This window comes from Amycolatopsis sp. NPDC088138 (genome assembly GCF_044741685.1).
Lineage (GTDB): Bacteria > Actinomycetota > Actinomycetes > Mycobacteriales > Pseudonocardiaceae > Amycolatopsis.
In genome coordinates this window covers 1-23,665 of record NZ_JBIUTB010000010.1, presented here as the reverse complement: position 1 = coordinate 23,665, position 23,665 = coordinate 1, and the positions used below count along the sequence as shown (strand labels likewise).

The window sequence follows — 23,665 nt, the reverse complement described above, 5'->3', positions numbered from 1 at the left end:
GCGACTGCTGCCGCTGGTCATCTGCATAAACCGTGAAGGGACGCTGATGCCGCTGGACATGTTTTGTGCAATAGGAACCGGACGAGTTGACATCATGCCGGCATGGCAAGGGACGAACGGCGAAATGCCCTTTGAACAGCCAAATGTTCAAGCCTTACGTCCGGTTGCGTCCACGCCAGGGGTGGCAGGCTTTCTCAGGCTGCTCGCTCCAGGGCGCCCGCCATCCACTCGGCTGCGTCGAGGAATGAACCGACGTCGTAGGTGCCCTCGGCTCCGCCGGCGTCGTGACGCAGGGCAGCGACCAGTGCGGCAAGCAGTGCGCGGCGGCCGCGCAGCAGTTCTTCGGTCAGAACTTCTGCGAGGTCGGCGTCTTCTGTCTCGTGCAGGGTCGTCTGCAGTGCAGCTGCATCGACCGCGACGTCGTCTCGGTCCAGCAGTCGCTCGGCTAGCTCGCGCAGTCCGGCTGGCGTTTCGGCCTGCGTGTCGATGCTCACGTTCCGTTCCTCCCTGTGGGCCCTTCGGCGCGGTTGCGTTCGGGTGCCTTGATTCTGACACACCGAGACTACGCCTGGAATCGGTGAGGCCTGAGGTGAACGATCTCGCCGGTGGACTCCTTCGCGTGGACGGAGATTCAGTCTCGTCGGCCGCGTTCGCCCGCGACGGTAGCCATGGGCTGCTGGTGTCGAGTTCGGCCTCAGCAGATCGATCCGCCAAATGGCAGTTCCGCAAGCGCCCGGCGCTTGAATCGGAACCATGGGGGTCACTCCGCCCGATTTCGCCTGCACCGAACACGTTGTCGCCGTTGTGTTCCATCACATGGCCGAGTTCCAGCACCTGTGGAGCGTCCAGACCGTAGATCTGTCTGGCATCTGGTCGCTGGGAATTGGTCTGAGCTGCTACAGCTGACGTTGGTGTATCGCGGCGGGATTCGTGTGCGGTCGCTGTGATCGGTCCGCGGTGGATCCGCCAACGGACTTTCAGTCGAGGTGTGGCCGGCCTGATCTGCCGGTGGCCTCGCCCTCGGTTCCGACGCGGTGCAGGACAGTTCCGGACGCGATGTCCAGAATCTCGATCAGGTGTGCCGAGCGCTGCACCGCGACCCACGGCAGCTCGTGGTGACGCACGACCGGTCCGGCGAACTCGACGACCGTGCGCACGTCGTCCGGCGTCCGCGCCCGGACGGTGGCGCCTTCACGGGTCAACAGCGCAGGGTGATCACCGATATTAGCCAAACCCAGCACGTCCTCGCCCGGCGGGACGGCAATGAACGCGTCGTGCCGGTCGTGGTGCCACGCCTTCCAGGTGGGTCCGTGCGGGGCTGCGTACCAATAGTCGGCCCCGAGCAGCGTGTGGCCGGCGCCGTCGGTGTTGGTGTGGAAGGGCCAGCGACCGGCCTGGTGCACGACCGCGTTCGACCGCTCGAGCGTGATGTGGTCGCCGGCGGACCACTGCAGGTACCACCACACGCCCGCGCGGTGGAAGTAGACGCCGAATCGCCACGGCTCGTCCATGTCGAGGTACAGCGGCGACAGGTTGTGTTCAGTCTCTTCGGCGACGTGGAAGTCGATCGGCACATGGAGCTTGCGCACGTCGAGGTCCTGGCTGCCTTCGACGTGCACCACCAGTTCCTGGTCGACCTCGATCAACGTGATCAGCGATTCGTAGTGCGATTCGGACACGTGGATCGCGGCGAGCACTGGGCCCGGCAGTCGGAACTTGACTGTCGGCGTGCCGCACCGCCACAGCACCAGCTCGCGCGGTCCGTCTCCGCGCGCGAGCATCGAGGGGCCCGAGCTCGGGAAGATCGGGAACCGCAGCGTCGTGCCCCGCACCTCGGATCCCAGCAACCGACGGCACTCCTGTTCGGACGGCGGGGAAACCTCGACCCGCTCGCCGTTCACCGTTACGTGCACGAACCCGTCGTCGCCGTCGGCCAAGGTCACCGTGCGCTCGCGCGGATGCTCTTTGCCGTTGCGGAACGTGAACCCGTGAGCAGGCTCTGCCCGCGAGATCAGCCACTCGGTGCCGATCTGGTTCCAGTAGCAGGCAGTGACCGGCAGTGTCGCGACGCTCTCGGCCTTCCGCTCCAGCATCACGATCACGGCCAGCCGCACCAGATCCAGGCGTGCGGAGGAGTCCGGCAGATCATCGAGCAGCACCATGATCCGGCCGTTCAGCGGCGGCACCACCACGGCGATCGCGTCGACCAGTGAGCGGAACTCCGTTCCCAGATCCACACCGGCGAGTACGGGCAAGGTCGTTCGCGTCATCGTCCCCCCTGGACACCGTTGGCGGGATCTTCTCAGATTTCCGTCGGCTCGGCGAGGGACTGCGGAACAGGATGCTGACTGGCGGCGCCGGTCAGCCGCTGAGGTCGGCTGCGTCGAGGCCCCACACTGTCATTGGCAGAAACGGACGTTGGACTGTTAGACCAGTCGTATCCGTCCGGCCGCAGTCGAGGTCAGTGGCGGTCGTTGCGACCATCAAATGATCCGGCGCGCGCACCGAAATGCGTCACGGGCCGCCCATGGGGTGATTGCTGGTCGCGGCGGGGAATGGAACGCTGCGGGATTGAGCGACGAGGGCGAACTCGTGGATGCCCGGGACCTGCTGCTGGACCAGTGGCTTCGGTCACTCGGCCGCGCCGATCGCACCGAGGTGATGACCCGACTGGCATGGCTGCGGACCCGGCACGACAACTGCCTGTGGGCGACCGAGCGCACCGCCGACGCCGAGCAGGAGCAGCAGCTGCGCGAGCACGCCCGCGAGCTGGCGCAGGCGATCGTCGCGATCGCCGACGAGCTGGGCAGCTCGGCCAGCGACATCGCTGGCGGGATCGTGCTGCTTCATCGTGGCGGCAGACGGGCACTCGGGTGATGCTATGCGACTGAGAACTGGGCGGCGGCCTGTCGTTCGCCGCCCCGGAGTCGTCTTTGTTCGAGGTGATGCTGGCTGGATGGTATCGGCAGCAACGGATGCCGTGCCCACGTCAGACACGATCCGCAACCGGCTGGTGCTGACCCGCCGGCTTTCGGCGAAGACCGAGGGGGCGCCCGTGGCGGTGGCGGTGGACTGCCGTTGAGGTCGAGGCGTTCTTCGCTCATCTGCGCTCCCCGCCGAGCGGTCGGACAACGACCACGGGCTCCTAGCACCGCGTGGAAGACGGCGAACATCGCGCTGGCCCCGGTACCGCTCGAACGCGACCAGGGCTTCATTCCCGGCTTCGCCGGTGACGGCGACCCGACTTCCCTGGATCTACCCCGCTGTTCGTCGATGCCTTGAAAGCAAGCGACTTGAGCGTCTGCGGTGCCGCCTACGAGGGCTCTTCGAGACTTCGTTGGAGCCACTTGAGCACACGTAGCGACTGCTCCAAAGACGCGTCGTGCACCGCCGGCCGCTCCTTGGCTAGCTGTCGGTAGATAGCGACGGCTTCGGTGATCGCGGCCAGGCCGTCTTCGTGCCGGCCAAGGGCGCCGAGCAAGTTTGCGCGATAGTTGAGGCTCATGGCGAGGTCGGGCAAGTAGGTGTCGGGACGTTGCTCGGCGAGCCGGCGTCGGATGGCGACGACTTCGGTGATCACGGGCAGACCCTCGTCGTACTGGCCGAGGGCGAAGAGCCTAATTGCGTGGTTGTTGAGGCTCATGGCGAGGTAGGGCATATAGGTGTCGAGGCGTTGCTCGGCGAGCCGGCGGAATATGTCGATGGTTTCAGTGGTCGCGGCCAGGCCGTCTTCGTGCCGGCCAAGGGCGCCGAGCAGCACTGCGTGGTTGTTGAGGCACATGGCGAGGTCGGGCAGGTAGGTGTCGGGACGTTGCTCGGCGAACTGGCGTCGGATGGCGACGGCTTCGGTGGTCGCGGCCAGGCCGTCTTCGTGTCGGCCAAGGGCGCCGAGCAAGTTTGCGCGATTGCTGAGGCTCATGGCGAGGCTGGGCAGGTAGGTGTCGGGACGTTGCTCGGCGAGCCGGCGTCGGATGGCGACGGCTTCGGTGATCGCGGCCAAGCCGTCTTCGTGCCGGCCGAGCTCGTCGAGTCGCACTGCGTGGTTGTTGAGGCTCAAGGCGAGGCTGGGCAGGTGGGTGTCGGGACGTTGCTCGGCGAGCCGGCGTCGGATGGCGACGGCTTCGGTGGTCGCGGCCAGGCCGTCTTCGTGTCGGCCAAGGGCGCCGAGCATGTTTGCGCGGTTGTTAAGACTCATGGCGAGATTGGGCAGGTAGGTGTCGGGGCGTTGCTCGGCGAGCCGGCGGAAGATGTCGATGGCTTCGGTGGTCGCGGCCAGGCCGTCTTCGTGTCGGCCAAGGGCGCCGAGCATGCTTGCGCGATTGTTGAGACTCCCTGCGAGATTGAGTAAATAGGCGTCGGGGCGTTGCTCGGCCAGCCGGCGGCAGACGTCGACCGCTTCGGTGATCACGGGCAGACCCTCGTCGTACTGGCCGAGGGCGAAGAGCCTAATTGCGCGGTGGATGAGACTCGTGGCGAGGTCGGCGTCACTGAGAGAGGGATCATCGATGAGGGCTTGCCGCTGCCGCGCGACGATCGTCTCGGTGATGTCAGCCGCGGTGTCGGCGAGGACGTTCGTCTGATCCGGTAGCGCGTCTCTGAGCCTGAGCAACAGAGTGGTGCTGGTGGAGGTCGAGGTGGCTGCCTGTCCGAGGGCGCGCAGCAGCGGGGCGGCCTGCTCGATGCTGGGCACGACCCGGACTGCCGCAACCAGCAGCCCAGAATGCCGTACGCACAGTGACGTCAGGACATCGCCTGCCTGGGGCTGAACGACCGTGTGCGCCGCAGCCCGGGCCGACACCATCAGCAGCCGTTCCGCGTCTGCTTCGTCGACCCCAGCAGCGATGGCCTCGACGACGCTGGCGCGTGTGGTGTCCGCGAGCAGTCGGCCGATCAGGCGTTCCGCGAGCCGGTCCGGTGCCAGCCCGGCGAAGGTGTCGGGTTCGGTGCCCGGATAGAGATGCAGCAGCCACGCCCGCACACTGTCCCGGCGGTCGAGGGAAAGCTCGGCCACGGCCGGAACAAGCCCCACGACCGAGTCCAGCTCCTGGGCCGTTGTGGGGCTGAGCAGTGCCGTGGCCGCGACCACGTCCTTTTGCGCCGACGGGCTCAAATCCAGGTCCCCGGCGCTGGCCGCCCAGTGCCGGCGTTCGTGCTGGAGCAACCGATCCTCGGGCGAGTCACCCGCGGACGACGTTGCCATGGTGTTGTCGAGCAGGTCGGCCAATGCGGTCATCTGCACGGCCAGCACCGTTTGCCCCCCGGCCTCCGGCGCTGCTCGCTCGGTCACGTCGGCCGCCGCCGCAGCCCAGGGCTCGTTCTCGTAGCCAGGGACGCGGATGAGGGCGGCGGCGAAGGCCTGCACCGCCGTCCGGTAGCTGTCAAGGCGGTCCTGGCTCGTGTCGTCCAGCACCGGCAGCGCTGCGACCCGGGCGGTTTGGGCCAGGTCCTGCACAGCGTCGCTAGCCGTGGGCAGCGTGTCGGTCCACCAGGCGCCCGCGGTCCGGGCGAGCAGCAGCAGCTTCACCGGGGCCGCACCGGCGCGCTGGGTGGGCAGATCGGCGATGTCGGCGATCTGGGCGGTCCGGCCCTCGGCGTAGTCCAGCACCACCAGCAATGGCACCCGGACCTCCGCCAACAGCGCCAGCTCGGCCGCACCCGCTCGCGGGTCCAGCCACACCGTCGCCCAGCCCTGGTCGGCGAGCTGTTCGCCGAAGTGGTGCGCCAGCCGGGTTTTGCCCTGCCCGCCTCGGCCGTGCAGCAGCCAGACACCCAGCTCGGGCTCGTGCGCCCACGTGGTGAGGTCGGTGAGTAGGCCGGTGCGGCCGTGGAAGGGAACGACCGCCCGCCGTGCGGGCAGGAGTCCCGCCGGCGACGGCACCACCCGACCGTCGGGCGCTTTCGCCTGTGCGTCGGCCAGCCGGCGCAATTCGACCGCCTCACACCGCGTCGCGACGGCCCCGGTGTGTGCGGCGACGGCGGCGGCAAATTCCGGGTGGCGCAGCAACAGCGACACCGGCACCGCCTCCAGCACCGCGTGCGCGCGGCCGGCCGGCTCGGTCGCGATGACGCCGATGACTAGGCCCTCGCTCAGCAGCGCCGCCCCGGACATCCCGCCCCAAGGCGAGTCGCCCTCGGGCGGGAATCCGTCCAGGCGGGCCACGTAGCGACGGCCGACGGTCCGGTCGCCGGGGTTGAGGGTCCCGCTCGCCTGCACCACATCGATCGGACGATCCGGCCGTTGCACGAGGTTCGGCACGCCCCAGCTCTCGCAGGCCATGCTCGCTTGGTGAGTGACCGCGCGGCCCCACCCGGCCTGGCCAGGCGCGGTCTCCCAGGCATCGTCCTCGACCGCGACCAACGCCGCGTCGTCTTCTCCGCCGGGGGTACCGCACCAGAGAACCGTCGCCGTGAACTCACCTGGCCGTCCCGGGTGAAACACCGACACCGACGCCCCCACTTCGGCCACGACGTGTGCCGAGGTCAACACCAGCCTCGGTGCGACCTCGTAGCCCGATCCCGGGCCACCCGGGCCGGTGACCGCGGTGACCCGCTCCCACACCTGCGCAGCACCCCTCAGCGGTCGACAGGCCCGGACACCGCGCCCGGCCCGGCCGGCCGGGCCTTCTCACCTGCCACCAGCAAATCCCCGCCACCGGCCTTCTGCGGGGTCAGGGTCAGCTTGACCTTGTGCGTGCGGCCCTGCGCCAGCCCGCCTTCGGCGTCGGCGGAGACAAGCCACGCCTTGAACCCGGCCTTCACCTTGGCGTCCCGGCGCATCTCTACCGCGAACTCCAGCTCAATCGGGCCGACCACGAATTCGACGTCGCTGCCGGCTCCCCGCGTCGCCGCGGCCATCAGCTCGTCTCGGACCGAGGCCACCGCGTCCGCCAACTCAATCTCCATACCCACCACAGTCGCAGCTCCCATACGACTTGCAACACGCCCCGCCGGAGAAACGCCGCAGAGACCGTCGTGCGGGATGGCTACGCCCGCCGGGCTGGCCTGTCTTCGGCGAATATCGCACATTCGAATACGTGCACTGCACCAGCGCGTGACGCTGGTAACCGCAGTTGAGCGCCCCGCCGCGGGGTGCGGAGATGCGTGGTAGAACGTGCTGCGCGTGGCTGACTGCGCGGTGAGGTCGTTGGGCCGAACGATGGATGTGGAGCGCGCGTGGCGGCGGAGCCGGACCTGACCGGGGCGACGGTGTACGAGACCGCGGAGCGGCCGTCGATCGGCGGTGGACGCTGGCCGAATCGGCGAGCAGGTCGGCGCCGGCGCAGGCGAGCGCCGTGGCTATCTGCAGCATCATCGTGTCGGCCCGGAGTTGGATGACGGCATCGGTCATCGTGCGCGAATGCGTCGGCGTCCCGGCGTCCATGACCTGCATGTACGGGTGGATCGCGGGCAGGGCGAGAACCGCACATCGATGGCACGTGCGGCAGCGGTAACTCTGAGCTACGATATCAGCATGATCTCCCTAAACTTGGGAGATCTCCCACGCGTGGGGGTTCAAGTCCCCCCTCGGACACACGCATTATTCACCCGCGGAGAGGCCGTCACGTCGACAGCCTCTTTTTCGTGGTCGAACCGCAGATCAAGCCGCAAGTCCCGGTAGAGCTGCGCCAGCCGGCCCGGCTGACCGTCGGCCAGTGCGGCGCTGACGTTGCCGAGTGAGTCGATCATCGCGTAGACCTCTGCCTCGCCGAGTCCCGCAGGCTCGCCAGCGCTCATCAGTTCCGCCTGAGCGGCCGCCCGATCGGCCTGCGCCCGGTTGATCCCCTCGACGACCGCTGATGGGTCCACGCCCGCGGAGATGGCGTTCTGGAACCGCTGCAGCCTGGCTTCCGCGTCCTCCAGTTGCTTCCGTGCGGGCCCGTCGTCCGCTGCCCGCGGTGTCGGTTGAGCCTGAACCAGTTGTTCGACGGTCCGCGCGATGTTCTGCCGGTCGAACAGGCCGCCGATCCACTCGTTCAGGGCGTCCCGCAGTGGCTCTTCTTTGAGGTAAATCGTCGGCGGATGCGTGAGCAAGGCTGGCGAGCCGGGCGTGAGCGTCCGGGCCGGGCAGCGGTAGTACATGCCGTGCTTTCTTGGACTGCCTTCCATCTTCCGTCCGCAGGCGGCGCACCGAACAAGTCCACGGAACAGGTACGCGTGCTTGACCGTCCGGCCGGCGCGCTCGGTCTTTCGCGCGGTCCGCAGACCACCCGCCGCTTTGGCTCGCCGCATCAACTGCGTTTGCGTGAAGTCCTGGACAGACACGATCTCGGGATGCGCGGGCTTGCGGGAGCGGACTACCTTGTCCGGCTTGGCGCGACGGAAACGGACGACGTTTCCGGCCGCGACGTCGTCAGGATCAAGCAGCATTTCCTGCCGCGCCCACCGCCCGAAGAACGCGAAGCCGGTCTAGCGCGGATTCTCCAGAATCGACCGCACTGTGCTGCCTTGCCAGCCATCGGCAAGTCGGTGCCGGTTCTGGTCCGGCCGTCGTGCCGACGGGCAGGGGATGCCGTCGCGGTTCAGCCCGTTCGCAATAGCCCGGTCTCCATTGCCGGCGAGGTATTCGGCGAAGATGCGACGCACGACCTCGGCGGCCGACTCGTCGAGAGCGAGCAGGCGTAACCGGAATCCCTCTGCTGCCTTCCTCGGGTTCGGGTGCGGTCCGCCGTCCACGACGACATACCCGAACGGCGCCCGGCCGCCCTGGTGTCGTCCCTCATTGACTACCTGCGCGTCCATCGCGGCCCGCACGCGAGCCTGAACGTGCTGCCGCTCCGACTCGCTCATGCCGCCGAGCACGCTCATCAGCATCTTGTGCGACGGGTTCCGCGGGTCGAACTTTCCGCCCAACTCCGGCACCCACAGGTCCACGCCGTAGGCAGCGAACCGCGGCGCGATGAGCGAGAATTGATTCCCGAACCAGCACCGCGTGCCTTCGCTGACGACCAAGGCATCCCATCCGCGTCGAGGATTCTTCAGCTGGGCGAGCAACTGCGATGCCTCGGTACGCCGGTCCCACGGCACCGAACGAGACTGCCCGATATCGAAGTACTCCGCCACGATCCGGCCACCCAGCGGCTCGACGAACTTCCGCGCGTTCCCGAACTGCCAGCCTCGCGAGGTCTCCGGGTCTTGGTTGTCCTCCGTCGAGCACCGCCCGTAGACGGCCAAGGCCCCGATCCCTTCATCTACGGGCTCGGCCACCTCTAGCCCGAGGATTTCGTCTAATTTCGACCATGGGTCGCTGATTTCAGCGGGCATCGGTCGCCTCCCTCGCCGGTTCGTCGAGAACCGGCACCTCGGTCAGTTCGATCAGTGCGGCCAGCAAGGCGCGCGCAGCCGCAGGCGTCAGCTGCGGCAATTCCGCAGGTAGGATAACCCGATAAGGCCGACCTTCCACTCGTGCACTCATGACGGGTCACCGGCCCCGGTCGATTCGCCGCCAGCGCGGGCACGCTCGACCGCTCGGCGGATATCAGCGGTCAGGTAGCCGCGCACCTGCCGCGTCTCGCCGTCTTCGCTGGTCACGCGATCACGCGTTGGCCGGCACCCCACCTCGCTCATCTGCTGGGAGAACGTCCGCCGGTCGGCGTCCAACGCCTCCAGCAGCTCGGCCGTCGGCACGAAGTCGCGACCGTCGGGGCCGAGGTCGTCACCCAGGTAGGTGACGAGCGAGGCGAGCGGTTCGGGCAACTCGGCCAGCGGCGCGGCCGTACCGGCGCCGAGAGCGTGCGCGACGGCCGCATGGTCGAGGGTCGGCATGGTGTCCTGGCCGGCCGCGTGCCCGGTGAGCGTCCCCGCGGCCTCGCGCAGAGCGCGCCCCTGCTGGCAGATGGTCTGCCAGTCCTCGTTCGGCATGTAGTACGTCCGGACCGTCATGGCCAGCACGTCGGCCCCGGCCGCAGTGTCGCCGTCCGGCCGAAGGACCCCGACGCCCTTGTGTGACGCCAGCAGCCGCGAAGAGTCGAACCCGCGGGTGTTCATCTGCTCGCCGAGCACGATGTTGGAGTCACGCCAGTCCATCACCCGGAGCGCGAACCGCGACCCGAGCACCGCGCGGAGCCCGGACGGGATGGTCTTCGAGTCCGGCCGTTGCGTGGCCAGGACAAGCACGATCCCGGCCGCCGGCCCTTTCTTCGCCAGCCACGTCAGAAGTTCGCCGACGTACTCGCCCGCCGCAAGCTTCTTTCCTTGTACGTCAACGGGCGTACGGTCTTCGAGCGGTACCTGAACCTCGTCGATGAAGATCGCCGTGATCGGCATGTTCAGGGCCTTGTCCCGCGACATCTCCGGCGTCACCTTCGACTCCGGGCACACGATGTCGTCGAGGTCTCGCATCCGTCGGTATCGGCCCTGGACCTCGGCGACCAGTTCGACCAGCCAGTCGACGAGCGCCAGGACGTGCTCGGGTTCGTCACCCGCCATGAAGCGGTGTGCAACCTGCGCGGCCGCGATCCAGTCCTTTCCTGCCTTGAAGTCCGCCACGTAGAGCCGCACCCACGCGTCCAAGATGAGCCCGCTTGCCGCCAGCCGAGCAGCGAATGTCTTACCCTGTCTGGGGATCGCGCCGATCAGCAACGACGTCCACACGAGTGGAAGGTCGATCCGTCGGTCTCGTGCGTCGCGGCCGAACGGGACTGCCCGCCACGCGTCCCAGTGCGTCACGCCGAGCAGCGGCGTCTGGAGCGGCGGCCGAACGTACGGGTCCTCATCGGCTACCCACATCGAGATCCGTCCGGCGTGCCCGCCGTTGCCGCGGACGCGCTCGACGATGAGCTGAACTTCGTCGACCGCCAGTGCCGACGCGAGCGCATCCCGGTTCTTCACGACGTCCGCAGCCTTGCGCGTGGCCGGCAGGTCCGTCGTGACAGCCCACCCGTCGCCGACGCGCGTCGCTCGCTCGACCAAGCGGAGAGTCTCATCCTTCCCGATGAGCTTCGCGTCTCGGAACGCGTCCACGAGGACCTGCAGGTCCATCGTCCACGTGAGCGTGCGCGGACCGGCAAGTGCGGGCTTCCGTCCCGGACTGCCGTCCTTGCGGCGGCCCAGGACCGCGAGCGCTAACGACGCGGCAGCCCCGCCGATCCACAGCGGATCGGCGCCGTACAGCAGATTCACCACCGCGACCATCAACGCCGCGACAGCGACCATGGCGCCGGTGACTTTCCAGCGGAACAAGGTGAGTTCACGGATCTCCGTGAACTTGTCGGCAAGCTTCTCCGACTCCTCGGCTGCCGTCCGGTAGTCGTTCACCTTAACCCAACCGCGCCAGGACCGGACTCCGACCACGACCCCGCGCACCACTGCGCCGACGTACCGGACCGGTGACTTGACCACCCAGACCACGGCATCCTTCGCAGCCTGGATCGCTTGCGGCTTGCTCTTGAGCCACAGGGGCACGCGCGGCGAGTGCTTCCACCACCGAGCGAACCGACGTCGGACAGTCCGGGCACGCGGCTGAGGCAAGGTGTCGTCGATCAGTTCGCCGTCGAGCACCGGGCCGACGTGCTCGACGTCCCCCGAAGCCACCCGAGCGAGCGTGGCACTGCTGTTCACGGCGGCATCCGATTCAGCGGTCATGGCGCACCTCATCCGCAAGCGCGGTGGCCAGCCGAGACGACAACCCGCGTGAGCACCCGGTGACCTCCCGAACCCATGCCGGCGTCACCTTCACGTCGGGCGTCCATGCTTGGCGCGCTTCGGCGAGGTAGTCGGCAAACAACCGTCGGGCAGGTCGTTCACGAGCAGGCGCTGGCAGTTCATGAACGTTCGTGGTGTTCACGTGTGCGGCCTGCACGGCGTCGGTGAGCTTGTCGCGCAGGTCGGTGACAGCCTCGGCCGCGACGAACACGACCATCGGCGGCACGGAGTGCAGAACCACGCCGGCCGGCGATCCGGCCGTCCACGACGACCAGGTGTTCATGACGTACGTAGCCGCCAGCGTGAGCCACTTCGCCGCTCGGACCCACGGTCCGGTGTGGACCTGGTACCGGGCGGTCACCTGTTCGGCCCGCAGGATCGCGAGCAGCACCAGGCAGACGGTCGGGTCCAGTAGCCATGCCGTCAGCCAGGGCAGCGACCCGAAGGTAGCTCCGGCAGCAGCGAACCACTGCACGTTGGCCGTCGTGAACGCCAGGCCGAGGACGATCCCGGCCCAGCACAGCCGGTCGACCTGAGTCCGAATTCGCTCGACTTGCAGCGCGACCACGTCCGGGTGGGTTCGCCAGCGCCGGACGTCAGCCGCTTCAGCGGCGTCCTTAGCGAGCTGCTGAGCGCGGGGGAGTTGCTCGCTCATCGGCGACCACCGCCCCGGCGCGTCGTGTCCAGAGACGTCACGGTGAGAGCGCGCGTCAGGACGAAGGCCGCGACCAGGTCCGGCGCCCCGAGCACCACGAGCAGCAGTGTCGGGTTCCCCGGGTGCGTGATCACGAGCCACTGAATGCCGACGAATGCCGAGCCGGTGAACAGCACCCGACCGGCGAGCGAAACCACGCGGGCGCCGGCTCGTGCGGTCTCGGCAGCGCGGCGCGCCTTGCGTGCGCCGAACCGCCATACCGTGAACAGGGCAAACAGCACCGCCGCGCCCGCAAGAACCTGAGTAGGCGAGAGAGTGAGCGTCATCGCGCCTCACCTCCCCGCCGGCGCACCCAGGCGGGGTGGAGGACACGCCGGGCGGTGTCCGGCAGGGCGCCCCACACGCCCAGCGTGTCCGGCCCGGCGGTACGCAGGTCGAGTTCAAGGCACTCATCGATCACCGGGCAGCCGGCACAGAGCCGTGCAGCCAGCTCCCTGTCCGGCGGATCGTCCCCCGTCAGTTCCGGCAGCTCGGCCCGCTCGAACGCCCAGAAGCACAGGCCATCCCTGGCCACTACGTTCGTCAGCACGTCGTCAGGCACAGCGGCGTACCGGTCGAGCCGGGCAGCGATCGCCGCGTAGTCGTAATCGCTCATCGTGCACCACCGCCGAGCGCCCGCCGCAGCTCGGCGGCCGGGATGACGAGCCGGGAGCGGCGCCGCACTGCACGCAGCGCGCCGACTCGGATGGCGCGATGGATCGAGTTGAGGTCGGCGCCGAGAAGCCAGGCAGCTTCGGCCGGCGAGTAGAACGCCGGACCACCGGCGTTGGGCATTTTCTTCTGCATTGGGAGGTCCTTAAAGTCTAAACGCTGATTTAAGCGTTAAAAAAGAGCTGATTTAGTCGTATGAAAGCACGGGAACGGTCCGAATGCGCGACGCGGTGTGGATCTCGGCGCCGTCGAATCCAGTAAGCGCTAATGTCGGCGCCGAGGCGGACCACGGAGGAATAGGTGTCGGAAGACTGGGCGGCGGTCGCGAAGGCCATCAACGAGCGCGTGAACGAGCTCGGATGGAAGCAACGCGAGCTGGCCGAGCGCTCGCAGGTCTCCCAGGCGATCGTCCGCGAGATCCAGAACCACACCGTCGAGCGCAAGCGCAGCGACCGGACGCTCGAAGCACTGGCCGTGGCGCTCGGCCTGCACCCGCAACACCTGCTCGCCGTGCTGCACGGCCGCATCCCGCCGACCCTGGGGCAGCCGCGCGAGAACATGGAAGACGCTGTATCGGCACGCCTCGCCGCGATCGAACAGCGGCTGACGTCGATCACCGAGCAACTGGCCGATCTCACTGAGCTGCTTCGCCGCGATGGGAAGTCCCGCGACTAGCGCGAGTCCTTTGTGGTGGGCGGCCGACTCGGCAGCCCACCGGTGTTTCTCGTCGTGTGTCATGCCACTAAGAAACGGCATTTCCGCGCGGGCCGGCAGCTGGCAGCGGATGACAAGCTCTGTGTTATCTCTTGTTATTTACGCAGGTCAAAGCGCATATTTGGCGGCGCCGTCATGACGTCGACAACCGCTTTGCAGGCGGCGCGCAATGCGCTCGGCTGGAGCCAGGAAAAGCTCGCACGAGCAATCAACGCGCGCGCAGCGGCGCACGGATTGCCGGAGCGTTCGGTGGCGAGCCGGAAGACGGACATCTCGCGGTGGGAGAACGGGCACGTGATGCCCGAGCCGCCAATGCGCGCGGTCCTGCGCGAGATCTACGGCCGCACCGATGACGACCTCGGGTTCCCATCCGGCGACTTCGCCGGCCCGTCCGGCGACGAACTCGCCGAGCGGCTGATCATCGCCCGCCGGGTCGACGAGCAGACGATCGAGCTGTTCCGCGAGGAAGTTATCAGCGTCCGCCACGCTGACCGCCGGTTCGGCTCGGCAGCGCGACTCGAACGGCTCCGCGGACAGATCACCGAGGTAGAGGGCCTGCTCAGACACACGATCTTGCGTCGAGACCGGGCACCACTGGCCAGCGTGCTGGTCGAAGCCTCGACGCTGGCAGGCTGGAACTCGCTCGACATAGGCGCCCTCGACCAGGCGTGGACGCACTACGAACGTGCGAAGTACGCCGCGCTGGAGTCGGGCTCGGCCGCTCTGCTCGCCCACGCCACCGCCGAACAGGCATTCGTCCTCATCGACGTGGGCAACCTTGACGACGCGCTCGCGCTGTTCGGGGAAGCTCGCTCGATCGGCGAACGAGCCCCGGAGCTACTGCGAGCTTGGCTCGCGGCCGCCGAAGGGGAGGGCCACGCGATCGCCGGCAATCGGGACGACGCTCTTCGATCGTTCGACGAAGCCGACACGTTCCTGCCGAACGAGGTTGTGCACCCCGAGCTGCCGTTCGTCTTCCTCGGCGGCAGCCACCTCGACCGTTGGCGCGGCAATGCCCTGGTCCACCTCGGCGCGCCGGAAGCGATCGAGCACCTCGAGCGCGTGGTCGGCAGCATTGGGTCGACGTCGTTCGTCCGGGCCGGCGCCGCGGTGTACGTGGATCTTGCCCTCGCGTACAGCGCAGCCAGCGACCGGGAGGCAGCCAGGACCTACGCGCTGCAGGCCCGGCGGGTCATCTCCCAGGTTGGTTCCGTGCGATTGCGCCGCCGCCTCGAACGGCTCGTACTGCCCGGCTCACGCCCGGCGTGAGTTGAGGTAGTAGAGCAGCGATACCAGCGTGCCGGAGCCGAGCAGTTCCTGACGTTGCGCAAGCTCGTTGACCCGAGACAGCGGCACCCACTCAACCCGGCCGACCTCTTCGGTGTCGGTCGGGTCGCCGATGTGCTCGGCCTGACGCCACAGGTACACGTCGACCGGGGCGGTGACCTGGCCGGGAAGCGGCTCGAAGCTCACCAGGTGCTCGGGCTCGCCCACGGGCTGCCAGCCGGACTCCTCGGCCGCCTCACGAGCGGCGGTGCTGGCGGAGTCGTCGCCGTTGTCGACCATGCCGCCCAGCAGCTCGTAACCCCACTGCTCGGTAGCGAAGCGGTAGCGCCACAGCATCAGCGCCTCATCCTGGTCGTTCACGATCAGCGCTATGGCGATCCTGGCCAGGTGCACTACGTGGTAGTCCCAGCGTTCGCCGTTCGGCGCCTCGACGTCGGTCAGCCCGACCTTGACCCACTTGTTGTCGTAGACCAGCCGCTCACCGAACGTCTTCCACGACCCATGTTCGTCAGCCACGCCGCGAGCCTACGGGCTGGCGGCTCCCGCTCGTACCGCCCTTCAGTTCGCCGGCCCGATCAGCCGAGCGATCCGACGTTGCTGCCGGACAGAACCTATTTCGACGGCCAAAGTCCGAGCACGCTGAGCGTGCGCGTGTCCCTCAACGCGCTCACCCATCGCAAAGAACGCCGTCGCCAGGTCCACTCGCAAACCCGTCTCCGCGCGGGTGAACGTCGGATCGAGACGGCTCAACGCCGTGGAGAGCACGTCAACGGCGTCCGTCTCGCCGACGCGGGCGAGCGCGTGTCCACGCCAGCGCGCCAGATGGACTGGATCGAGGACGACGTAAGGACCGTCCACCGCGGACACATCGGCTGGCAACAACCCCGCGGCGCGGTCGAAGGCACGCATGCTCGCCGAGCGATGCCCGTCCGCTGCGAGGGCTTCGCCGTGTGCGGCAGCGAGCCACGACCTCAGCAGGCGGCCCGCGACGCGCTGGGCCCGCCGCTCGGTGGCCTGCAGCAGCTCGACGGCTGATGCTGTCTCCTCGACGTCGATCAGCACGAAAGCTTGTTCGGCGGCCGTGTGCACCTCAAACGCCGCGTCACCGGACTCGTGGGCGGCCGCTTTGGCTCGCTCGTAGAACTGCCAGGAGTCGCCGACGAACCCCATGTCGAGCTGCTGCCAGCCGGCGAGCGTGCCGAACTCGGCGAGTAGGGCTCCGAGCTGGCTCCGAACCCCCGGAGTCAGGCTGTGCGAGCGCAGGCGCGTGATCTGCCGGACCTTGGTGGACACCTCCTCGTGCGCCGTCGAGGCACCCAGCTGCCGGTCAAGACGGCGCACCGCAGTCAACTGGTTCTGAAGCAAGGCCAGGACGTCGGCGTTCACGCGGCGGGCAGCGCTGAGCCGCTGCCGCAACTCCTCTTCAGCCGCCTCGACCGGCCCGCGGACGACGTTAGGTGACGACAGCAGGTCGTCAATCGGGAGGCCAAGCATCCGTTCGAGCAGACGGGCGGTGGCCGGCCGCGGACGTCCGACCGGAGCCCCGTCGGGCTTGCGTCCCGAGATCAGGCGCTGCAGGTGCCGCACGCTGAGCGTGCCGGGCTCGCCGAACGTACGCGCGAAGCGCTCGGCATCCTCGACGAACTCGGCGAGGGTCTGACTCCGCTCTCGGAGCTTCAGCTCCAGAACGGTGCGCGGCAGGTCGTCGGTCCCGCCCCCAGCTGCCATCTCTGCCCTCTCGACGAGCCGCCAGCGACATGTCCTCGCTATGTCGTCCGCGTGACCTGGCGCCTATATGAGCGCGCAAGTCAGGCTGATTTCAGATCTTACAGCCCGTAGTGGCTGGTCAGCCGGTAGGTAGCGGAGGGGCTCATGAGCGACGTAGTAGGGCAGGGGAGGGCCGCTGGACTGTACGTGAGCTGGCACAGGAGCGACATCGACGGCCGCGACCACGCGGTGACCGACGAGGAGTTCTCCCGAGGCTGGCGCGCCGCGCTCGGCCGATACGAGGGGCTGTGCGGGCACGTCGTGCTGCCAACGTCGATGCTCGTCGCGCCCGGCCGGCCGTGCGTCCGCTGCCGCGCGTTTCTAGCAGCTCGGACCACACTCCCTGTCGTCGAACAGCGCCTTCACCCACCGCGGCACCGCAAGCCATCACGCTGGCGTCGCCTCTTCCAGCACGTCCCGCAGGTCAACGTGCCTGAACAGGCCCACCCGCACAGCGCCCGCACTTCTCGCGCTCGCGGGTCCCAGACTCCGGCGGGGGCGGGTAGCGCCCCGATCGCGCCCGTCCTCGCCGGACGCTACGAACTGCGGAGCGAACGATGACGACCAGGCTGATCATCGCGCGTCCGCTGTCCGGCACGGTGGGCGAGACTCGCCGCGTGGTCCACCTGTTCCCGCTGCCGGCCGATGCCGTCATGCCGGAGCGCATGACCGCGTACTGCGACGCCACGTTCGGCCCCGGCGAACTGGAGCTGCTGGAACGCCCGCTCGGCATGCCGTGCTTGATCTGCCTCCAGCGCTCACCGCGCCCCACCAGCGAACTCCCGGCGGCCTAGTCGTGACGCCACCCGTACGTGCCGTTCTGCCGACGTTTCAGAAGGAACTCGATCCGCTGCTGCTCATGCCAGTCCGCCTGTTCATTGCATGCCTACTCGCCGACGGGGAGTGGAGCGACGACATCGCTGTTCGGAGCGCTCTGCAGCTCGGCGAACGATCCTTCGTGACGCACGTCGAGTGCCTGCTCGCGGCGGGATACCTGGAGGCCCGCACGCAGGGGGACCTTAAGAAACTCCGCTTGACGTCCCTCGGCGGGGATAGGTTCGCAGAGCACGTCGGCGCGCTGAGCCGGGTCACGTTCGCCGCTGTCAAACTCCTCCCAACTACGCGCCGCCCCCGCGGCGACGCTGAGCTGTGACGGGCACGAGCGGCGTTTCGAACGCCAGCTTGCAGAGGCTCATATGATCAGTCGTGACGAGCGGCGCGGAAGCAGCCACAGCCGTCACAAGTATGGTTTTCGCAGGTCGGTCGACCTTTCGAGCCGTCACGCCATGCGAGACAGCGTGACTGGCACCAGGGACGGCATGTGACGGCCAATCTCACCCGTCAGCAGCTGCAGCGGGCCGGGCGGCTACGGCTGTTGTCGTTGCATGGGACTGCAGGAGGTAACAGTGAGCGACGAGCTCGTGAGACGCGGTTGGGTAACCGGCAACGCGTACGACGACTCAGCTGATACTCGTGGCTGGCTGGTAGGGCACTTCATCAGCCCGTCGCATGGCATCCGGGCCACAGGACACGTCGAAGTGAAGTGGGCTCACCATCCTGCAGGTGAAAAGCGACCTGAGTGGACATCAGGGGACCAGCACACCACGCTTGTGATTCTGGTGTCTGGTCAGTTTCGCGTAGATGTCACGGGAGGCAGTTCGAACTTGAGAGGGCAGGGCGAGTACATGATGTGGGCGCCTGGGGTTGACCACTCTTGGGAGGCGCTGGCGGATTCGGTCGTTGTGACGGTCAGATGGCCATCCGCCTCCTGACGTGGCGTCGCGAACCGACACGTTGACGGCGCACGCCGATGTCTGAAGTCGTCCGGCTTGGGCGCGTTCGTTAGCGTGGGCAGTCACTGTACGGTAGGGCGCATGCGTGACTACGACGTGCGGACCGCCCTCCGGGCGCGGCTGCTTGACGAGCACGCAGAGCACTTCGATCAGACTTTGCTGGTTGACGAGTTGGGGCTTTGCGGGGAAGCGCGGGTAGACGTCGCTGTAGTCAACGGATCGCTGACCGGATACGAGCTTAAGAGTGCAAGCGACCGACTAGATCGCCTCCCCAACCAAGTTGAGATCTACGGCCGGGTCTTGGACTATGCGTTTCTGGTCGTTGCGGACGTTCATCTCGTGCGCGCGCGGACGATGCTGCCGGCGTGGTGGGGGATCATGGTAGCTAAAGAAGCTTCGGGCTCGATTGTTCTAAGTCAGCGGCGAAAGGCCCGGATGAACCCGAACATTCAGGTAAATTCGCTCGTGCAATTGTTATGGCGCAACGAGGCGCTCGATATTCTCGCTCACCATGGAAAAGACTACGGGGTGCGCACGAAGCCTAGAGATGCCATCTGGGAGCGACTGGCTCAGTCTCTTGAAATCGACCAGCTGCGCGGCGAGGTGCGAGACAAGATCAGGGCGCGCCGCGGTTGGCGAGAGAATCCAGTACCACGTGGAAGTGGCGAGACATTGCGGCCTTCAGGTAAGATCCCGCGTTTCCTGGCCCGTCGGCTCCGTTAGCGACGTCGTAGATATAGCTATCTCCGGGGCTGAAAGCTGGGCCGGAAAAGTAAGAAGCGTTGGACACGTCTCTCGCGAGTTGGATGTACTGAGGGCTCGGGTTGCGCTTAGTCATCGCCCGATGGACGATCCATTTATCTTGCACCGCATATCGAATATTTGGGATCGGACTCCACTTCACGTCCGCATAGGTCGGCACCCCTACTGCATAATCGCCGAATATTAAGGATCTTTGAGTCCAGCGTGTTGCGAGATGGTTGAAGGCAGCTGCGTCGATGCGGGGGATAGATACGACACTTGACGGCTGCACGTGAGTGGAAACGTTCGCTGGGAACGCGGAGAATGTCACCACGACATTGCGCCAAGCTGGCATATGAGGGAGAGCGTCGAGTGCGGCCCCGGCAGCCCCAGCTTGCACTGCGGCAGCGCCGTCAACGAGACCAGCGTCGAGCACTAGGTCGCAATCCGCCGGCTGAACCCCGCACGCTGTCAAGGTGGCGTCCACGTTGACCAGTAGGTCGGCCGGGGGCTCTTCGAGGGCATCCGCACAGTCGACGCGTACGACTAAGCCACGTCCGTCTGCTCGTACTGTATCGCGAATCGCGAGATGGAGTTCGGATGCTTCGTCTAAAGTAACGACTGGCACCACGATCGCGCCAGTGGCTCGCAGTTCATCGAACATGGTTCGTACAAGGACGGCCCAATCATTTCCTGCCAGGCCGTCGAGATTGACAGGTTGGAGCCAAGCCACATGTGCGCTGTGTGGCCACGCACGCCCCAGTCCGGCTGCCTTGCCGGGGTCGGCGATTTCGAGTAGCGGAATGAAGCTGTCCGGAGGAGTCGACTGAACAGCAAGAAGCTCTCCTTGCTTGGCTTTCAGAACCGCAACATATGCCGCTGTGGTCGGACTGCTGGCCGGTGCAACCACGACTCGGACCCCCTCGCTAGACGGTGATCATCGGGATCAAGGTCGTCAATCGCCGCAGCGGTGTTACGGCCGCTCGCGGGCGTATCCGAAACGTGATCGTGGCGGGGTGGCAGGGCCTGCCCCCAAACTGTCATCGCGCTTCAGAGCCGGCGGCTGGCCTGCGGACCTACGGGTTGAGTGTCACCTGCATGGTCGCCTTGGTGGCAACAACGCTCGACGTTGCAGGGCGATCTCAAGTGTGACCAGCGCCGGGTCTGGCGAGGTGAGCATTGGAGCTTCAGTCAACCACCCATTTGGCCCTATCGCGAGAGCGCATAGAGCAGCATAATCGAACGTATGTTCTACATTTAGGAGGGAGCGTGACGTCACCATCCGTGCACGCTGAGCGAGCAACGGAGTGGAAACGATTCGTTAGCGGTCCTTCTCCAAGGTCTGGCTGTGGTCATAGCTTGCCGGGACGTCATTCCAAACTTTTTGACGTCGACTGGTCGCCGATTCATAACCCGCAACCCTCTGGATCGTGACTAGTGGTCGTCCTGAGCGGGATCGAGCGTAACGTGGCGACTTATGGCTATCGGCTCTTCAAGTTCGAATTGCGAGATGGATTCGGACGCTCGCCCGTCAATTTGTCTGAGTGTGCAGGCGAGCACTACGCGGACATTGCTATTCACCTGCTCCAGTTGCTGAAGTCGACACAGATTGGCCGGCCTACCCTTCGGAACTCACCTGCGCCCGAAGAGGAGAACGAAATTTCTGGTGATGAAGTCGATAATGTTTCGGGGCAAAAAGCCTTCCAGGTAATTTCTGCAACGCGAGTGCAGCGAGCTATCTTTGGAGAAGTCTTCGCTGGATTATTTAGCGAGTATGAGGTCGCACTTGGCGTTCCGGGAAGAACTGAAGACAGGGAATTGGGTGAGCATGCTCCATCGAAGAGATTTCGCTTCGCTCTCGTTCTTCCTGAAGATGCCGTCGTGGGAGTGTTGGTGGTGGAGGTTATCGGTCGAGTATGTCCGGTAGATCTTCTTGTGCGTTGGCTTGCCTATTGTTCTCAGCAGTTGGCTCTCGGGGCTGAGTCTGATGACGAGGGCTACGACGAGCCGAGTACGTCTCGACCCAAGGCGATAAAATGGTGGAAACCCGTCGCTCAGCCTATGATGGATAACGATCGGCTCCAGGAGATTATCAAGCAGGGAAAGTTTGGTTCCATCGAGCTGATTAAGCATGAGGTCCAGACGGACAGAACGCGGCGGAAAACAAAATTCAAATTAAAGGCGCCGTCGATCGACGAGGGGGTTGCGCAAGAAGTTGCTGCAGCCATAAAAGGATGGTTCACTGAGCGCCTGTCGAGCGAAAATGAAGAATCTCGGAAGCTGTCCACCGACAAAGATGGAGCAAAGGTCTTAGCGGCGATATTTGGTGAGAGTGTACAGAACCTTGACTTTGATGATGGCTGGGTTCAAGTGGAGGATGAGGCGGGTCGTAAAACGAACATAAGCCCTAGTCGAATGTCTGAAATATTTACCTATCCGCTAAGTGATGGGAAAAAAGTAGATGATGCGACTTTTTACGATCAGGCTCGAGTGACCTTTGGGTGTTTGGCCACCGCGGCGAAAATTGATGTGGATTGGCCAACTTTAGGAAAGACGGTTTAAGTGTCTAGATTTAGTCCGATTCCCATTCTTCGGGGGCATTGGAAGGGTTTGTCTAGAGGCTTGGCAAATGGTGAACCGATCGTAGCCGACTGGCCGAGTAGGCTCTTCCTTTTAATCCCGTCAGTATCAATTGGATTCGTCTCTTTCTTTCTTGATTGGCGCATTTCGGCTCCGACGGGTTTGCTGGCAGGGATGTCCCTGTTGGCCGGCTCACTCTTAAGTGCGTTCACTCATCTGTCTACGCTTAGGATGAAGGTGACTGAGTGGACCAAGCACGACGAGGATGTATTCTCACCTGAGAGGGCAATGCTGGACGAAAGTGCCGCCCATCTACTTTTGGGTGCGCTAATTAGTGCCGTTAATGCGGCAATTCTCGTCTTGGGAATGAATGTCGGTCCGAAGCATGATGAAGTGGCTGGCGTGTGGTGCGCAATCGCCTGCGGGCTTGGATGCTACGTTCTTCTGATGTTTTTCCTTTGCCTTCCGCGAATGTACTCGGCGTACGTTGAGCTTAACAATGTTTCCGATTCTTTGAGCGGATTCAGTAAAGGTAAGGGCTAGAGGGTGAGTGTATCGCATCCAATCTCGCGGTCCGTTGTGAACTTTCGATGACGGGGGTGCGTTGCGGCGGGAGGTTCATTCTTCGTTCAGTAGTAGTTCCTTTCGAATTTCTTTGGCTACTTCATACCTCGACTTGTTAAATAGGTCGTGTTCTTGGTTAAATTCCTGCTCGGCTTGGTTGACAGTTTCTGAAGTCGAGTTCTTGTCTGCGATGGCAAGGAAGTAATCTTGAGTCTTCGGGCGCAGGCTTACCAGTCGGCTGAGTGCCACTGATGCGGCATTGAGTACGGGCATTGTTCCGCGGATCTCCATTGCGGCCATTTTAACCCCGGCCTCTTCGCGAAGTTGTGAAATCTTCTCAATTTCTGCACGAATTTCTGATCTAACGTCATGAGTCTTCAGTCTTTCTAGCATTCCTGAGATGCCATTTGTTGCAACCATGAATTTGTCGAGAGTGATCATGAATTCTGTGTACGCGGCGAGTCGTTGATCTCTCCAGTGATCCTCTCGGGCGCTATCAATCTTTTGTTTTTCGCGAGCGAGTTCGCGTTTGGCGGCAATCAACTGGCTTCCCCATCCGCCACCGAGGGTGCCTAGGACTCCTATTATTGCAAGCCAGATAGTCATGGTGACAGTCTAGTCGGCGAGGCGCTGTCTGCGGGCGCATGTGAGATGGCACAGTAGTTGTTCGTGTCGTTCTGAGAACTGGTCGCCTCATGAGAGCAGAGATAGACGGGTGGCTAGTGTGCAGGTCGCCCCTCGGACACAAATACGTGGGAGATCTCCCAAACCACAGAGTAACCGACCCGCCACGGCGGGTCTTTCTCGCGTTCAGTCTCAGTACCTCTCGGCTACGCTGATCATGAACGCGCCCTCCCTTCGCGCAGCTCGAAGGGGAGGCATGTTGTGAGCACCTTCCTCTCACCCCTGGTCCTGCCCGGCCGGATCGCCATGCCGTCTCCGGCTGAGTCCTTGCCACCCGTCCCGATGGGTCTCCCGCCGCTGCGCGACCTCGGCGCCGTGGATGGTCCGCGGCTGTCGATCGCGCTGATGGACGGCGGGGGACGGCTGCAGGACCGCGGTGCTGTCGCCGCTCTCGGCTGGAATCCCGGCGACCGCCTGCTGATCACCCTCGTCCAGACATCGGTCGTGATCCGCCGACGTCCGGACGGGGTGTTCGTCATGCCCCGCAAGCCTTACGTAGCCCTCCCGGCCCCGGTCCGCAAAGGCTGCG

23 protein-coding genes and 1 pseudogene are annotated in these 23,665 nt (G+C 65.5%); 9 read left to right on the top strand and 15 right to left on the bottom strand.

Translation table 11 applies throughout. From position 1 onward, the window contains the following. Positions 1–194: 194 nt before the first annotated feature. Positions 195–494 (bottom strand): hypothetical protein, encoded by a 300-nt coding sequence (locus ACIOD2_RS46580; RefSeq protein WP_400552112.1) that lies wholly within the window; start codon positions 492–494, stop codon positions 195–197. A gap of 483 nt (positions 495–977) precedes the next feature. Then, the gene (locus ACIOD2_RS46575; protein WP_400552111.1) at positions 978–2,270 is read right to left on the bottom strand and encodes a hypothetical protein; all 1,293 of its coding nucleotides are present in this window, start codon (positions 2,268–2,270) and stop codon (positions 978–980) included. 301 nt (positions 2,271–2,571) lie between these two features. Here ACIOD2_RS46575 and ACIOD2_RS46570 point away from each other — a divergent pair, with 301 nt between their 5' ends. Further along, positions 2,572–2,877 carry a hypothetical protein gene (locus tag ACIOD2_RS46570; RefSeq protein ID WP_400552110.1) on the top strand — a complete coding sequence of 102 codons (306 nt, stop codon included), beginning with the start codon at positions 2,572–2,574 and terminating at the stop codon, positions 2,875–2,877. A gap of 436 nt (positions 2,878–3,313) precedes the next feature. Here ACIOD2_RS46570 and ACIOD2_RS46565 read toward each other — a convergent pair whose 3' ends face one another. From ACIOD2_RS46565 to ACIOD2_RS46525, 9 genes are all read right to left on the bottom strand, one after another. Then, positions 3,314–6,559 (bottom strand): tetratricopeptide repeat protein, encoded by a 3,246-nt coding sequence (locus tag ACIOD2_RS46565; RefSeq protein ID WP_400552109.1) that lies wholly within the window; start codon positions 6,557–6,559, stop codon positions 3,314–3,316. A gap of 14 nt (positions 6,560–6,573) precedes the next feature. Beyond that, positions 6,574–6,903, bottom strand: coding sequence for a trypco2 family protein (locus tag ACIOD2_RS46560; RefSeq protein WP_400552108.1), 330 nt, complete (start codon positions 6,901–6,903; stop codon positions 6,574–6,576). Between the two features lie 609 nt (positions 6,904–7,512). Further along, entirely contained in the window at positions 7,513–8,367 is an 855-nt protein-coding gene (locus ACIOD2_RS46555) for a zinc ribbon domain-containing protein (protein WP_400552107.1), read from the bottom strand. Positions 8,368–8,406: 39 nt separating this feature from the next. Continuing rightward, positions 8,407–9,261, bottom strand: coding sequence for a recombinase family protein (locus tag ACIOD2_RS46550; protein WP_400552106.1), 855 nt, complete (start codon positions 9,259–9,261; stop codon positions 8,407–8,409). Positions 9,262–9,408: 147 nt separating this feature from the next. Further along, positions 9,409–11,580, bottom strand: coding sequence for a cell division protein FtsK (locus ACIOD2_RS46545; RefSeq protein ID WP_400552105.1), 2,172 nt, complete (start codon positions 11,578–11,580; stop codon positions 9,409–9,411). Next, on the bottom strand, positions 11,570–12,295 hold the full coding sequence (locus ACIOD2_RS46540) for a hypothetical protein (RefSeq protein WP_400552104.1): 726 nt from the start codon (positions 12,293–12,295) through the stop codon (positions 11,570–11,572). Before ACIOD2_RS46540 ends, ACIOD2_RS46545 begins: the two co-directional genes overlap by 11 nt. After that, positions 12,292–12,621, bottom strand: coding sequence for a hypothetical protein (locus ACIOD2_RS46535; protein WP_400552103.1), 330 nt, complete (start codon positions 12,619–12,621; stop codon positions 12,292–12,294). Before ACIOD2_RS46535 ends, ACIOD2_RS46540 begins: the two co-directional genes overlap by 4 nt. Then, a complete protein-coding gene (locus ACIOD2_RS46530; protein ID WP_400552102.1) occupies positions 12,618–12,950 on the bottom strand; it encodes a WhiB family transcriptional regulator in 333 nt (110 codons plus the stop codon). Before ACIOD2_RS46530 ends, ACIOD2_RS46535 begins: the two co-directional genes overlap by 4 nt. After that, the gene (locus tag ACIOD2_RS46525) at positions 12,947–13,141 is read right to left on the bottom strand and encodes a helix-turn-helix domain-containing protein (RefSeq protein ID WP_400552101.1); all 195 of its coding nucleotides are present in this window, start codon (positions 13,139–13,141) and stop codon (positions 12,947–12,949) included. The genes ACIOD2_RS46530 and ACIOD2_RS46525 overlap by 4 nt, the downstream gene beginning before the upstream one ends. Positions 13,142–13,306: 165 nt before the next feature. Here ACIOD2_RS46525 and ACIOD2_RS46520 point away from each other — a divergent pair, with 165 nt between their 5' ends. Continuing rightward, the gene (locus ACIOD2_RS46520) at positions 13,307–13,681 is read left to right on the top strand and encodes a helix-turn-helix domain-containing protein (RefSeq protein ID WP_400552100.1); all 375 of its coding nucleotides are present in this window, start codon (positions 13,307–13,309) and stop codon (positions 13,679–13,681) included. A gap of 174 nt (positions 13,682–13,855) precedes the next feature. Further along, positions 13,856–14,989, top strand: coding sequence for a tetratricopeptide repeat protein (locus ACIOD2_RS46515; protein ID WP_400552099.1), 1,134 nt, complete (start codon positions 13,856–13,858; stop codon positions 14,987–14,989). Here the strand turns inward: ACIOD2_RS46515 and ACIOD2_RS46510 are convergent. Both ACIOD2_RS46510 and ACIOD2_RS46505 read right to left on the bottom strand, forming a co-directional pair. After that, the gene (locus tag ACIOD2_RS46510; protein ID WP_400552097.1) at positions 14,975–15,523 is read right to left on the bottom strand and encodes an NUDIX hydrolase; all 549 of its coding nucleotides are present in this window, start codon (positions 15,521–15,523) and stop codon (positions 14,975–14,977) included. The two genes, ACIOD2_RS46515 and ACIOD2_RS46510, sit on opposite strands and share 15 nt — an antisense overlap. A gap of 42 nt (positions 15,524–15,565) precedes the next feature. Next, positions 15,566–16,735: a hypothetical protein gene (locus ACIOD2_RS46505; protein WP_400552096.1), complete on the bottom strand. Its 1,170-nt coding sequence runs from the start codon at positions 16,733–16,735 to the stop codon at positions 15,566–15,568. Between the two features lie 596 nt (positions 16,736–17,331). On the opposite strand from ACIOD2_RS46505, the gene ACIOD2_RS46500 reads away from it, so the two are divergent. The 3 genes from ACIOD2_RS46500 to ACIOD2_RS46490 all read left to right on the top strand — a co-directional run bounded on the left by ACIOD2_RS46500 (position 17,332) and on the right by ACIOD2_RS46490 (position 19,290). Next, on the top strand, positions 17,332–17,568 hold the full coding sequence (locus tag ACIOD2_RS46500; RefSeq protein ID WP_400552094.1) for a hypothetical protein: 237 nt from the start codon (positions 17,332–17,334) through the stop codon (positions 17,566–17,568). A 2-nt stretch (positions 17,569–17,570) separates the two neighbouring features. Further along, on the top strand, positions 17,571–17,927 hold the full coding sequence (locus tag ACIOD2_RS46495) for a MarR family transcriptional regulator (RefSeq protein ID WP_400552093.1): 357 nt from the start codon (positions 17,571–17,573) through the stop codon (positions 17,925–17,927). Between the two features lie 721 nt (positions 17,928–18,648). Continuing rightward, the gene (locus tag ACIOD2_RS46490) at positions 18,649–19,290 is read left to right on the top strand and encodes a sce7726 family protein (protein ID WP_400552092.1); all 642 of its coding nucleotides are present in this window, start codon (positions 18,649–18,651) and stop codon (positions 19,288–19,290) included. Here the strand turns inward: ACIOD2_RS46490 and ACIOD2_RS46485 are convergent. Further along, positions 19,184–20,218 carry a hypothetical protein gene (locus ACIOD2_RS46485; RefSeq protein ID WP_400552090.1) on the bottom strand — a complete coding sequence of 345 codons (1,035 nt, stop codon included), beginning with the start codon at positions 20,216–20,218 and terminating at the stop codon, positions 19,184–19,186. The two genes, ACIOD2_RS46490 and ACIOD2_RS46485, sit on opposite strands and share 107 nt — an antisense overlap. Positions 20,219–20,745: 527 nt before the next feature. On the opposite strand from ACIOD2_RS46485, the gene ACIOD2_RS46480 reads away from it, so the two are divergent. Together ACIOD2_RS46480 and ACIOD2_RS46475 are read left to right on the top strand one after the other, a co-directional pair. Continuing rightward, positions 20,746–21,870 carry a hypothetical protein gene (locus tag ACIOD2_RS46480; protein ID WP_400552089.1) on the top strand — a complete coding sequence of 375 codons (1,125 nt, stop codon included), beginning with the start codon at positions 20,746–20,748 and terminating at the stop codon, positions 21,868–21,870. 255 nt (positions 21,871–22,125) lie between these two features. Beyond that, positions 22,126–22,431 (top strand): hypothetical protein, encoded by a 306-nt coding sequence (locus ACIOD2_RS46475; RefSeq protein ID WP_400552087.1) that lies wholly within the window; start codon positions 22,126–22,128, stop codon positions 22,429–22,431. Between the two features lie 75 nt (positions 22,432–22,506). Here the strand turns inward: ACIOD2_RS46475 and ACIOD2_RS46470 are convergent, their stop codons facing one another. Continuing rightward, positions 22,507–23,058: a hypothetical protein gene (locus ACIOD2_RS46470; RefSeq protein WP_400552085.1), complete on the bottom strand. Its 552-nt coding sequence runs from the start codon at positions 23,056–23,058 to the stop codon at positions 22,507–22,509. Between the two features lie 279 nt (positions 23,059–23,337). On the opposite strand from ACIOD2_RS46470, the pseudogene ACIOD2_RS46465 reads away from it, so the two are divergent. After that, a pseudogene (locus ACIOD2_RS46465) lies at positions 23,338–23,665 on the top strand (hypothetical protein); the annotation flags it as partial.